Source organism: Streptomyces sp. NPDC093795 (assembly GCF_044764665.1).
GTDB lineage: Bacteria > Actinomycetota > Actinomycetes > Streptomycetales > Streptomycetaceae > Streptomyces.
Map to the genome: position 1 here is coordinate 22929 of NZ_JBIWIO010000017.1, position 12364 is coordinate 35292.

The 12364-nt window shown below is 71.0% G+C and carries 8 protein-coding genes; 4 read left to right on the top strand and 4 right to left on the bottom strand.

Annotated elements, in window-relative coordinates:
• The first annotated feature begins 245 nt into the window (after positions 1-245).
• Complete coding sequence (locus ACIRB7_RS32760) at positions 246-4088, top strand: multifunctional oxoglutarate decarboxylase/oxoglutarate dehydrogenase thiamine pyrophosphate-binding subunit/dihydrolipoyllysine-residue succinyltransferase subunit (RefSeq protein ID WP_403606213.1); 3843 nt, start codon at positions 246-248, stop codon at positions 4086-4088.
• Positions 4089-4167: 79 nt separating this feature from the next.
• On the opposite strand, the gene fxsT is transcribed toward ACIRB7_RS32760, so the two are convergent.
• Positions 4168-6744, bottom strand: a complete 2577-nt coding sequence (gene fxsT / locus ACIRB7_RS32765) for an FxSxx-COOH system tetratricopeptide repeat protein (RefSeq protein ID WP_403606216.1) — start codon at positions 6742-6744, stop codon at positions 4168-4170.
• A gap of 95 nt (positions 6745-6839) precedes the next feature.
• Between fxsT and ACIRB7_RS32770 the strand changes: the two genes are divergently transcribed.
• Positions 6840-7025, top strand: coding sequence for a DUF6104 family protein (locus ACIRB7_RS32770; protein WP_403606219.1), 186 nt, complete (start codon positions 6840-6842; stop codon positions 7023-7025).
• 87 nt (positions 7026-7112) lie between these two features.
• Here the strand turns inward: ACIRB7_RS32770 and ACIRB7_RS32775 are convergent, their stop codons facing one another.
• Complete coding sequence (locus ACIRB7_RS32775) at positions 7113-7928, bottom strand: hypothetical protein (RefSeq protein WP_403606222.1); 816 nt, start codon at positions 7926-7928, stop codon at positions 7113-7115.
• 160 nt (positions 7929-8088) lie between these two features.
• Here ACIRB7_RS32775 and ACIRB7_RS32780 point away from each other — a divergent pair, with 160 nt between their 5' ends.
• Together ACIRB7_RS32780 and ACIRB7_RS32785 are read left to right on the top strand one after the other, a co-directional pair.
• On the top strand, positions 8089-8964 hold the full coding sequence (locus ACIRB7_RS32780; protein WP_403606225.1) for a DUF4097 family beta strand repeat-containing protein: 876 nt from the start codon (positions 8089-8091) through the stop codon (positions 8962-8964).
• A 1-nt stretch (position 8965) separates the two neighbouring features.
• Positions 8966-9868, top strand: a complete 903-nt coding sequence (locus ACIRB7_RS32785; RefSeq protein ID WP_403606228.1) for a helix-turn-helix transcriptional regulator — start codon at positions 8966-8968, stop codon at positions 9866-9868.
• Positions 9869-9882: 14 nt separating this feature from the next.
• Here ACIRB7_RS32785 and ACIRB7_RS32790 read toward each other — a convergent pair whose 3' ends face one another.
• The gene (locus ACIRB7_RS32790; RefSeq protein ID WP_403606231.1) at positions 9883-11280 is read right to left on the bottom strand and encodes a cellulase family glycosylhydrolase; all 1398 of its coding nucleotides are present in this window, start codon (positions 11278-11280) and stop codon (positions 9883-9885) included.
• A gap of 101 nt (positions 11281-11381) precedes the next feature.
• A complete protein-coding gene (locus ACIRB7_RS32795) occupies positions 11382-12347 on the bottom strand; it encodes a zinc-binding dehydrogenase (protein WP_403606234.1) in 966 nt (321 codons plus the stop codon).
• Positions 12348-12364: the final 17 nt, after the last annotated feature.

Sequence of the window (12364 nt, forward strand, 5' to 3'; positions counted from 1 at the left end):
AGACCTCCGTGCAAGTGAGCGGGACGTGATCAGGGGTGCGGCCGAAGCGGGCCGTGCCTGCGCTTTTCCGTACCCTCACAGCAGCGGAACCACGCTTGTTTCCCGCCATTCACGGCTCCGAAACACGTCGTCAAGTGTGACTTGCGCGACGTTGGTGCGCCCGGCCTGCACCTCCCGGCCGGACAGGCGTAGCCTTTATTTCCGCTGTCCATCACCTTGTGAAGCGGAAGAGGGCGGTTGCCGCCGTGTCGTCTCAGTCCCCCAGTACCCCGAGCTCCCCGACCGACCAAGACGGGCAGGGCCAGAACCCTGCAACCGCCTTCGGTGCCAATGAGTGGCTCGTCGACGAGATCTACCAGCAGTACCTCCAGGACCCGAATTCGGTCGATCGTGCCTGGTGGGACTTCTTCGCCGACTACAAGCCCGGAGCGTCGGAGACCCCGACCGCCCCGGCACCCACCACTCAGCAGAGCGCGCCCGCCGCGCCGCAGGCGGGCCCCGCACAGGCCGCGCCTGCCGCTCCCGCGGCTGTTCCGGCTCCCGCGCCCGCTCCGGTAGCGGCCCCGGCTCCCGTGAAGCCCGCGGCGGCTCCTGCCGCCCCGGTCGCCGCGACGCCCGCCGCCGCCTCGCCGGCCCCGGCGAAGCCCGCCGCGGCCGCACCGGCCCCGGCCAAGGCCGCACCGGCCCCGGCGAAGGCCCAGGAGGCCACCACGGCCCCCGCCGGCCCGGAGCTGATCACGCTGCGCGGCCCCGCCGCCGCGGTCGCGAAGAACATGAACGCCTCCCTGGAGGTGCCGACGGCCACGTCCGTCCGCGCCGTCCCGGTGAAGCTGCTCTTCGACAACCGGATCGTGATCAACAACCACCTGAAGCGCGCCCGGGGCGGGAAGATCTCCTTCACGCACCTCATCGGCTACGCGATGGTGCAGGCGATCAAGGCCATGCCGTCGATGAACTACTCCTTCGCGGAGAAGGACGGCAAGCCGACCCTGGTCAAGCCGGAGCACGTGAACTTCGGTCTCGCGATCGACCTGGTGAAGCCCAACGGCGACCGCCAGCTCGTCGTCGCGGGCATCAAGAAGGCCGAGACGCTCAACTTCTTCGAGTTCTGGCAGGCGTACGAGGACATCGTCAAGCGCGCCCGCGTGGGCAAGCTGACGATGGAGGACTTCACCGGCGTCACGGTCTCCCTGACCAACCCCGGCGGCCTCGGCACCGTCCACTCCGTGCCGCGTCTGATGCCCGGACAGTCGGTCATCATGGGCGTCGGCTCGATGGACTACCCGGCCGAGTTCCAGGGCACCTCCCAGGACACCCTGAACAAGCTGGGCATCTCGAAGGTCATGACCCTGACCTCGACGTACGACCACCGGGTCATCCAGGGCGCCGCCTCCGGCGAGTTCCTGCGCGTCGTCGCGAACTACCTGCTCGGCGAGCAGGGCTTCTACGACGACATCTTCAAGGCCCTGCGCATCCCCTACGAGCCGGTCCGCTGGCTCAAGGACATCGACGCGTCGCACGACGACGACGTCACCAAGGCCGCGCGCGTCTTCGAGCTCATCCACTCCTACCGGGTCCGCGGCCACGTCATGGCCGACACCGACCCGCTGGAGTACAAGCAGCGCAAGCACCCCGACCTGGACATCACCGAGCACGGCCTCACCTTGTGGGACCTGGAGCGGGAGTTCGCGGTCGGTGGCTTCGCCGGCAAGTCGATGATGAAGCTCCGCGACATCCTCGGCGTGCTCCGCGACTCGTACTGCCGCACCACCGGCGTCGAGTTCATGCACATCCAGGACCCGAAGCAGCGCAAGTGGATCCAGGACCGCGTCGAGCGCCCGCACTCCCGCGTGGAGCGCGAGGAGCAGCTGCGGATCCTGCGCCGGCTGAACGCGGCGGAGGCCTTCGAGACCTTCCTGCAGACGAAGTACGTCGGCCAGAAGCGCTTCTCCCTGGAGGGCGGCGAGTCCGTCATCCCGCTGCTCGACGCGGTCATCGACTCGGCCGCCGAGTCGCGCCTCGACGAGGTCGTCATCGGCATGGCCCACCGCGGCCGGCTGAACGTCCTGGCGAACATCGTGGGCAAGTCGTACGCGCAGATCTTCCGCGAGTTCGAGGGCAACCTCGACCCGAAGTCGATGCACGGCTCCGGCGACGTCAAGTACCACCTGGGCGCCGAGGGCACCTTCACCGGTCTCGACGGCGAGCAGATCACGGTCTCCCTGGCCGCGAACCCCTCGCACCTCGAAGCGGTCGACCCGGTCCTCGAAGGCATCGTCCGCGCGAAGCAGGACGTCATCAACAAGGGCGGCACGGACTTCACCGTCCTGCCCGTCGCCCTGCACGGTGACGCGGCCTTCGCGGGCCAGGGTGTCGTCGCCGAGACGCTGAACATGTCGCAGCTGCGCGGCTACCGCACCGGCGGCACGGTCCACATCGTCATCAACAACCAGGTCGGCTTCACCGCCGCCCCGGAGTCCTCGCGTTCCTCGATGTACGCGACCGACGTGGCCCGCATGATCGAGGCGCCGATCTTCCACGTGAACGGCGACGACCCGGAGGCCGTGGTCCGCGTCGCGCGGCTCGCCTTCGAGTTCCGCCAGACGTTCAACAAGGACGTCGTGATCGACCTCATCTGCTACCGCCGCCGCGGTCACAACGAGGGCGACAACCCCTCGTTCACCAACCCGCAGATGTACAACCTGATCGACAAGAAGCGTTCGGTGCGCAAGCTGTACACCGAGTCGCTCATCGGTCGCGGCGACATCACCCTCGAAGAGGCGGAGCAGTCGCTCCAGGACTTCCAGGGCCAGCTGGAGAAGGTGTTCGCGGAGGTCCGCGAGGCCACCACCGCCCCGGCCCCGGCGCACGTCCCGGACGCCCGCGCCGAGTTCCCGGTGGGCGTCACCACCGCGGTCTCCGCCGAGGTCGTGAAGCGGATCGCCGAGTCGCAGGTCACCGTCCCGGAGCGGATCACGGTCCACCCGCGTCTGCTGCCGCAGATGCAGCGCCGTGCCGCGTCCATCGACGACGGCACCATCGACTGGGGCTTCGGCGAGACCCTCGCCATCGGCTCCCTGCTCATGGAGGGCACCCCGGTCCGGCTCTCCGGTCAGGACTCCCGCCGTGGCACCTTCGGCCAGCGTCACGCGGTCCTGGTGGACCAGGAGACCGGCGAGGACTACACCCCGCTGCTCTACCTGACCGACGACCAGGCCCACTACAACGTCTACGACTCGCTGCTCAGCGAGTACGCGGCGATGGGCTTCGAGTACGGCTACTCGCTGGCCCGCCCGGACTCCCTGGTCGTCTGGGAGGCCCAGTTCGGTGACTTCGTCAACGGCGCGCAGACCGTCGTCGACGAGTTCATCTCCTCGGCCGAGCAGAAGTGGGGCCAGACCTCCGGCGTCACGCTGCTCCTGCCGCACGGCTACGAGGGCCAGGGCCCGGACCACTCGTCCGCGCGTCCCGAGCGCTTCCTCCAGATGTGCGCGCAGGACAACATGACGGTCGCCATGCCGACGCTGCCGTCGAACTACTTCCACCTCCTGCGCTGGCAGGTGCACAACCCGCACCACAAGCCGCTCATCGTCTTCACCCCGAAGTCGATGCTGCGTCTGAAGGCCGCGGCGTCCAAGGTGGAGGAGTTCACCACCGGCGGCTTCCGTCCCGTGATCGGCGACACGACCGTGAACGCGGCCGATGTCCGCAAGGTCGTCTTCTGCGCCGGCAAGGTCTACTACGACCTGGAGGCCGAGCGTCAGAAGCGCGGTGACACGGAGACCGCGATCATCCGTCTGGAGCGTCTGTACCCGCTGCCGGGTGCCGAGGTCCAGGCCGAGATCGCCAAGTACCCGAACGCCGCGAAGTACATCTGGGCCCAGGAGGAGCCGGCGAACCAGGGTGCCTGGCCGTTCATCGCGCTCAACCTGATCGACCACCTGGACCTGGCGGTCGGCGCGGACATCCCGGCGGGCGAGCGCCTGCGCCGGATCTCGCGTCCGCACTCCTCCTCCCCGGCGGTCGGCTCGGCCAAGCGCCACCAGGCGGAGCAGCAGCAGCTGGTCAACGAGGTCTTCGACGCCTGACCTCGTACGGCCCGAGTTCCACGTACGGAGGCCCGGCACCCCACCAGGGGTGCCGGGCCTCCGGCGTTGCTCCTGACGCTCAGAGGTTGGCCTCGAAGTCCCAGTACGGGCGGTTGCGCTGACGGGCCGACAGGGTGTGGGGGTGCTGGGCGCCGAGGGTCCTGGTGAGGGTGTGCAGCGCGTCCTCCTCCAGTTTTCCGGCCTCGTCGGTCTCGCGCAGGCCACGCAGGTCGGTGGCGAGCGCGACCTGGCAGGAGAGGGTCAGCGGGTGCTCGTTCCCGAGGACGTGCCGGGCGCGGCGCAGGGTGTCGCGGCTGAGTTCGGCGGCTTCGACGACCCTGCCGTTGAAGTTGCGGGCGGCGGTGGCGTTGAGGGCGCAGCCGAGGACCCAGGGGTGGTCGGAGCCGAGGGTGGCGGTGAGTCCGGCGAGCGCCGACTCCAGCATGGTGAGGGCGGAGGCCCGGTCGCCGGATGCCTGCATGACGAGGGCGGTGTTGGCGAGGACGCCGGTGGAGACGGGGTGGGCGGGGCCGAGGAGGGAGCGGTAGCCGGCCTCGGCCTCGGTGATGAGTTCCCGTGCGAGGTCGAGGTCGCCGTGTTCGCGGAGGAAGTTGGCGTAGTTGGTGACGGCCGACAGGGTCACGTAGTGGTCGCGTCCGTAGGCCTGCTCCAGGTGGTCGAGGACGCCGGCCATCATCGTGCCGATGTCCTCCTTGAAGCCGCCTTCGCGGCGCCGGCAGAGCGCCAGCTGGCTGCGCGCGTACAGGGTGTGGAGGTGCTGCGGCCCGAGGATCTTGACGTGCAGCTTGACGTTGGCCTCCTGGCGGCCGAGCGCCTCGCGGTAGCGGCCGAGCAGCCGGAGGTCCTGGGCGACGGCGTTGTTGGAGTTGAGCGTGGAGGCGTGGTGGGGGCGCAGGACGCTCTCGCAGCGGGACAGGGTGTCGGTGTCCTGCTCGTACGCCTCCTGGTAGCGGCCCAGCATCCGCAGCACCACGCCGAGGTTGTGGCGGGCGACGAGGGTGAGGAACTGGGTCTCGCCGAGGAGGCCGCGGGCCTCTGCGAGGGCTTCCCGCTGGAGCTTCTCCGACTCCTGGTACTGGCCGAGGAAGCGCAGGTCGCGGGCGATGGAGACCTTGGTCTGGAGTTCGCCGAGCCGGTCCGTGCTGTCGGCGGCGGTCAGCCGCTCGCGCTGGGCGAGGTCGAGGTCGTACGCCTCACGGAACCGGCCGTAGCGGCGCAGGATGTCGCCTTCGAGGGTGGTGAGTTCCTGCATGTGCGGGGCGAGCGGTTCCATGAAGGAGGTCCACTCGTCGCGGATGCGTCCGGCGAGCCGGATGCCGGCCTTGTACTCGCCGCTGCGGTCGCAGAAGCGCAGGCAGTTGAGGACGGCGACCTGGATGCGCGGGTCGGTGCTGCGGAGGGCTCCGGACGGTTCCAGGTGCGGGAGGAGTTCGGAGTAGCGGGGCCAGTGCCTGCTGTCCGTGGGGTTGCCGGGGTCGGCCTCGGCGAGGAGGGTGCGGACGGCCTTGCGGTGGGCGTCGCGGTGCTCTCCGTCGGTGAGCCGGGCGACGATGTCGTGCACCAGGCGGTGCATGTGGATCGACTCCTGGTGCGGGCCGACCTCGTCGGTGGTCAGGGGGCCGCGGGTCTCGCGGGTGAGCACCGAGTAGTTGACGAGGGTGTCGAGGGCCCGGGTCCAGGCGGGCAGGTCGGTGGCCATCCAGCGGAGGTCCTCGGGCAGCTGGGCCTGGGGGTAGGCGCGGACGATGCCGAGGGGGATGCGGCCGGGGGCGAAGGAGGCGCACAGGCTGAGGATGTCGATGGCCTGCGGCTGGGCGCGGCGGAGTCGGTTGATCAGTATCGACCAGGAGGTGAGGGAGGCGTTGGGCATGCCGTCGCCCGCGGAGGGCTCGTCGACGGTGGAGAGCCGGCCGTCGCGGACCATGCGGAGGTATTCGGGGGCCTCCATGCCGGATTCGCCGAGCCAGGCTGCGGCCTGGACGAGCGGCAGGGGTACGTCTCCGAACTCGGCGGCGACCTCGTCGGCCTCGGCGGCGTTGATCTGGGGGGCCCGGCGCATCAGGTAACCGGTGGACTCGGCCCGGTCGAAGCTGGGGATCTCCAGGACGTCGGTGTGTTCCCGCCAGCCGCGGTTGCGGGAGGTGATGAGGACGTGGCCGGGTCCCTGCGGGAGCATGACGTCGATGCCGTCGGTGTCGTCCCAGCCGTCGAAGACGAGGAGCCAGCGTCCGTGCGGGTCGCCGCGGCGGAGGGCTTCCCGGACGGCGCGGATGCGTTCGCCGGGCTCGCTGCCGGTGGGCAGGGAGAGTTCGACGGCGAGTTCGCCGAAGCGGTCGCGCTGGATGTTCCGGTCGTCGGAGTTGACCCACCAGATGACGTCGTAGTCGGGGCTGAAGCGGTGGGCGTACTCGGCGGCGATCTGGGTCTTGCCGATGCCGGACATGCCGAGCAGGGTGCAGGCGGCGTTGCCGCGCTCGGCGTCCATGAGCCGTTCCTGGAGCTCGGTGAGGAGGTCGTCGCGGCCGGTGAACCGGGGGTTGCGGCGGGGGACGTCGCCCCAGATCTCCGGCGGGGTGTCGGGATAACAGACAGGTGTCCCGTCATCCAGCCGAATCCGAGCGATCCCGTGTGTCACAGCGCCCCCCGCTCCCCGAAACGATGATGGGGAAGGCTAGTCGGTGGGACTGACGGGCGACAGGGGACGGGAGAGGTACGGCCTATCCTTGGCGCATGTACTTCACCGACCGTGGCATCGAGGAACTGGAGAAGCGGCGAGGCGAGGAGGGGGTCACCTTCGAGTGGCTCGCCGAGCAGCTGCGGACGTTCGTCGACCTCAATCCCGACTTCGAGGTGCCGGTCGAGCGCCTCGCGACCTGGCTCGCGCGTCTGGACGACGACGAGGACGACGACGAGTAGGAGCGGGAAGCCGGGCCGCACGCGCGTGCGAGGGTCAGGCCTCCCGCACGCGCCTCCCGTCCCCGCGCGCGCGTCCCACCCGCCGGGTCACGCCTCCCGCAGCCGGTCGTAGGCGAGTCCGAGTGTTCCGTGCGCGACGAGCAGCGCCCCGGCCGTCGCCCAGCCGCCGCTGCGCCGGCCGCAGCCCCAGAGCAGCAGCGGCAGTCCCGCCGCGAGCTGCGCACCGCCGAGTACGCGCGCCTTGGGGCCGCGCAGGTACGGCCCGAGGGGACCGGCCTCCACCACGTCGAGTTCGGCGCGTACGGCGCTTCGCAGGCCGGACGGTTCGAGCTGCTCGGCGCCGTGGGCCAGGGCGACGGAACGGAGCCGGTCGGGGCTCTCGCCGGGGTGGAGTCCGGTCGGCAGGGTGAGCCCGGTGCGGCCGAGGACGGCGATGACGCCGAGGAGCCGACTGGGGGCGTCGGCGTCAGGATCGGGCACCGTGAGCGGTTCCAGGGCCTGTACGTCGAGGACGGGGTCGAGGGCGAGCCGGGCGGCGAAGGTGCGCATGGCCTCGTCCTCGCCGACGGGCGTGCCGTCCGCGAGCCAGGTGTAGCCGACCGCACGGCGGAAGCCAGTGGCGAGCGTGAGCCCGGCCCTGTCCCGGTCCCACCAGAGCGCGACGACGGGCCAGGTCGCGGCCGAGACGGCGAGGGCGGTGGCCCAGCCGGTGACGACCTGTTCGACGGCTTCGCCGCCGTGGAGCCAGGGCTTCCCCTCCGGGACGATCACGCTCCAGACGTCGCCCGCCGGGGCGAGGAGGAGCTGTTCCCCGAGCAGCTGGGCGGACGGGCGGACCGCGGGGGGATCGGCGCGGCAGAGCAGCAGCGCGCCGGCGGGGCTCGGTCCGGATGTCGCGTTCATGGGCCCCACGCTAGGGCAGTTTGTCCGCATTCGGTGGTGATTACGCACCCTGTCAGGGGGTCGGTCAGGGGAGAGTCAGGGTTGACTTCCCTTTGGCGCGATATATCGTGTCTATCGAGATACGCGATATGTTGCGTTGCCGAAACGGGAGGTCAGCACCATGACAGAGTGGTCCGTCACCGAGCCGACGAAGCTGGCACCGGCCGACCCCGTGACCCGCCTCCAGGTCCGCATCGTCAACGGCACGGTGAACGTGGTGGGGACGGACGAGAGTTCCGCCCGCGTGGAGATCTCGGAGATCGAGGGCCCGCCGCTGATCGTCTCGCAGGACGGCTCCACCCTGACCGTGAGCTACGAGGACCTGCAGTGGAAGAGCATCCTCAAGTGGCTGGACCGCAAGGAGTACCGGCGCCGGGCCGTCGTCTCCGTCGCCGTCCCCGCGGGCGTCGACGTCGAGGTGGGGGTGGTCGGCGCCGAGGCCGTCGTCACCGGCATCAGAGGGCGTACGGAGGTGCGCGGCGTCAGCGGCGACACCACCCTCCTCGGCCTCTCCGGCCCGGTCCGCGCCGAGAGCGTCTCGGGCAACCTGGAGGCCCAGTCGGTCACCGGCGCCCTCCGGGTCAACTCCGTGACCGGGGACGTGACGGTGATCGAGGGCGCGGGCGCCTCCGTGAAGGCGGAGACGGTCAGCGGCGACATGGTCATCGACCTGGACCCGGCCGACCTCGACGGGCCGCCGGCCGACATCCGGCTCGCCAGCGTCTCCGGCGAGGTCGCCATCCGGCTCCCGCACTCCGGAGACGCCCGGGTCGAGGCGAGCACCACGAGCGGCTCCCTGGCCAACGCCTTCGACGATCTGCGGGTCGGGGGACAGTGGGGCACCAAGTCCGTCACCGGCACCCTCGGTTCGGGCCGGGGCACCCTCAAGGCGACGACCGTCTCCGGCTCCATCGCCCTGCTCCGGCGCCCCGAGCCGGACGGCGACACCGACTCCACCTCCTCCCCCACCCCCTCCGCGACCGGAAAGGTGCTCTGACATGCCGCCCGTCTTCGCGCACGGCCGCCTCCGTCTCTATCTGCTCAAGCTGCTCGACGAGGCCCCGCGCCACGGCTACGAGGTGATCCGCCTCCTGGAGGAGCGCTTCCAGGGGCTCTACGCGCCCTCCGCGGGCACGGTCTACCCGCGCCTCGCCAAGCTGGAGGCCGAGGGCCTCGTCACCCACGCGAGCGAGGGGGGCCGGAAGGTCTACTCGATCACCGACGCGGGCCGCGCCGAGCTGGCCGGGCGCGGCGCCGAACTGGACGACCTGGAGCGGGAGATCCGCGAGTCGGTGTCGGAGCTCGCGGCGGAGATCCGCGACGACGTGCGCGGCGCGGCCGGCCGGGTGCGCAGTGAGATGCGCGCGGCGGCGGGCCGGACCCGGACGGCGGAGGCCTCCTCGTTCGCCGACGCCAAGGAGGAGCTGCGCCGGGTCGGGCAGGAGTGGAAGGAGCAGGCTCGCCAGGCCCGCGCCGAGGCGAAGTCCGCCCGCCACCAGGCGAAGGAGTTCCAGCGGATCGCCCAGCAGGTGCAGGAGGAGGTCCAGGACCGCTTCTCGCGGGGCGACTGGCCCAAGGGTGTCTGGGAGGGTCTCTCCGGCATCACGGCCCAGCTCGGCGACCTCGTGACGGGCACGACCCACCCGAAGGCCGCCGGTCAGGAGCCGCCGTTCACGACGGCCCCGGCCGGCGAGGTGCCGGAGTGGGCGCGGGAGACGGAGGGCTCGGGCGACCCGGCCCGTGACCTCGACCGGCTCCTCGACCGCTTCCGCGACGAGATCCGGGACGCGGCCCGCGACCACGGGGTGAGCCGGGACCAGCTGGCCGAGGCCCGCGACCAGCTGTCCACGGCGGCGATCAGAATCACCGGTCTGCTGGGGTCGCGCCGCCCCTCGGCGTAGCCCACGTGGCGGTCTCAGCCCCGGGTGGCCGTCACCGTCACCCGGGCGCCCGGGGCCGCGAGGACCAGGGCCCTGCCCGGGGACGTGCGGAGCACGAGCGCCCCGGTCCCGGCCGTCACCCGCCAGGTCCCGGGCGGCAGGGAGAGCTCGGTGACCCGGGGGCCGCGCCGCCCGGCGGAGTCGTACGACAGGCGGTAGGTCCCGGCCCCCGCGTCGTACGTGGCGGAGCGGACCGTCCCGGCGACCGCCTCGGCGTACGGCTCCGCGGTCAGCTCCTTGTTCGTACGGAAGGTCCCGGCGCCGTCCACCGCGCAGTAGCCGCCGCCGTAGCACCAGACGTAGCCCGCCCAGCCGGAGCCGTAGCGGCCGAGGGAGGCCATGGCCTCGCGGTAGAAGCGGTTCATGAGCGGCAGGGAGTTGTTCAGCGGCCCCCACTCCCCCACGACGACGGGCACCTTGTACTCCTGGGGGTACTGGGTGACGGCCTGCTCGTAGGTCTCGATCCAGCGGGCGGCGGGGTCGTAGTCGGCGCCCGCCTCCATGCCGGTGTTGTAGAAGTGCGGCGCGTAGACGATCTTCGGGTCGTCGATGCGCCCGAGTCCGGTGGGCACGCCCTCGCCCACGATCGGGGTCGGCTCGACGAAGACCCAGGTGGACGGGTCGACCGAACGGATCGCGTCCGCGAGGCGGTTGTACATGGGGGTGAGCTGGTCCCGTTCGATGCGCCGGGCCGCCGTCGCCAGGTCCTCGCCCTCCCGCACCTCACCCATCGGCTCGTTGATCAGGTCGTAGCCGATGACGGCCGGGTGGTCCTCGAAGCGGTCGGCGAGCAGCCGCCACATGCGGGCCTGGGCGCGCCGGAGGTCCTCGTCCTCGTAGAGGTGGGTGAAGGCGCGCTGGACGGCGGGTTCGAAGTACTCGGAGAACCAGTCGTCCGGGTGCGGGGTGAAGGGCAGCCCGTCGGTCCTGGTGGCCCACGCGGGCACGCCCCGGTGGCCGAACGCGGTCCCGAAGACGTCCTGGTGGGCGTCGATGAGGACCTTGACGTCGTGCTTCTCGGCCCAGTCCAGGATCCGTTCGATCTTCCGCAGATAGCCCTGGCTGTACTGGCCGGGGCGAGGCTCCAGATCGTCCCAGAAGACCAGGAGGCGGGCGAAGTTGAAGCCCTTGGCCCGCATGTCGCGGAAGTGCCGCTCGGTGATCGCGGAGAGTGCGGCGTCGCCGCGGTTCGCCTTGTCCTCGATGTTCCAGCCGCGCAGGGTGAGGGCGCGGCCGTGCTCGTCGGTGAGGACGGGAATCCCCCCGCCGTCGGGAGGACTCGCGACGGGACCCTCGGCGTGGGCGGCCGTCGGGGCGAGCAGCGCGGCCACCACCGCGCTCACGACCAGGGCGGTTCTCGATACTCGCAACATGCGCAACAAAGGGGACCTCCGGCACGACGAGGTGAGTGATGTTCACGTTTCGCGTTGCCGGAGATCCCATCAGTACTACTGACGAGTCATCAAGAGGTGTTTCAGGAGGTCTTCAGGACGATCTTTCCGAAGAGCTCGCCGGAGGCCATCTTCTGGAAGCCCTCCCGGGCCCGGTCGAGCGGCAGGATCTCGTCGACGACCGGCCGGACGCCCGTCGCCGCGCAGAAGGACAGCAGATCCTCCAGCTCGTCCTTGGAGCCCATGGTCGAGCCGACGACCTTCAGCTCCAGGAAGAAGATCCGGGTCAGCTCGGCGTGCGCGGGCCGGTCGCCGCTCGTGGCGCCCGAGATGACGAGCGTGCCGCCCGGCCGCAGCGACTTGACCGAGTGGGACCAGGTGGCGGCGCCGACGGTCTCGATGACCGCGTCCACCCGCTGCGGAAGCCGCGCGCCCGGCTCGTACGCCTCGACGGCGCCCAGCTCGACGGCCCGCTTGCGCTTGGCCTCGTCGCGGCTGGTGGCGAAGACCCGCAGACCCGCGGCCTTGCCGAGGGCGATCGCCGCGGTGGCGACACCGCCTCCCGCGCCCTGGACGAGCACCGAGTCCCCGGGCCGTACCCCGGCGTTGGTGAAGAGCATGCGGTACGCGGTCAGCCAGGCGGTGGGCAGACAGGCGGCCTCCTCGAAGGACAGCTCCTTCGGCTTGGGCAGCACGTTCCAGCGGGGCACGGTCACCCGCTCGGCGAAGGTGCCCTGGTAGCGCTCGGTGAGGATGGACCGGGGCTCGTCAGGACCGACGCCGTGACCCGTCTGGCCGATCACGGAGTGCAGGACGACCTCGTTGCCGTCCTCGTCGATGCCGGCGGCGTCGCAGCCGAGGATCATCGGCAGCTTCTCCTCGGGCAGCCCGACCCCGCGCAGCGACCACAGGTCGTGGTGGTTGAGCGAGGCGGCCTTGACGGTGACGGTGGTCCAGCCCGGGCGCGCCTCGGGTTCGGGGCGTTCGCCCAATTCGAGGCCGTTCAGCGGCTGGTCACGGTCGATTCGGGCAGCGTAGGCAGCGAACATGGCCCCGACCCTAGGGC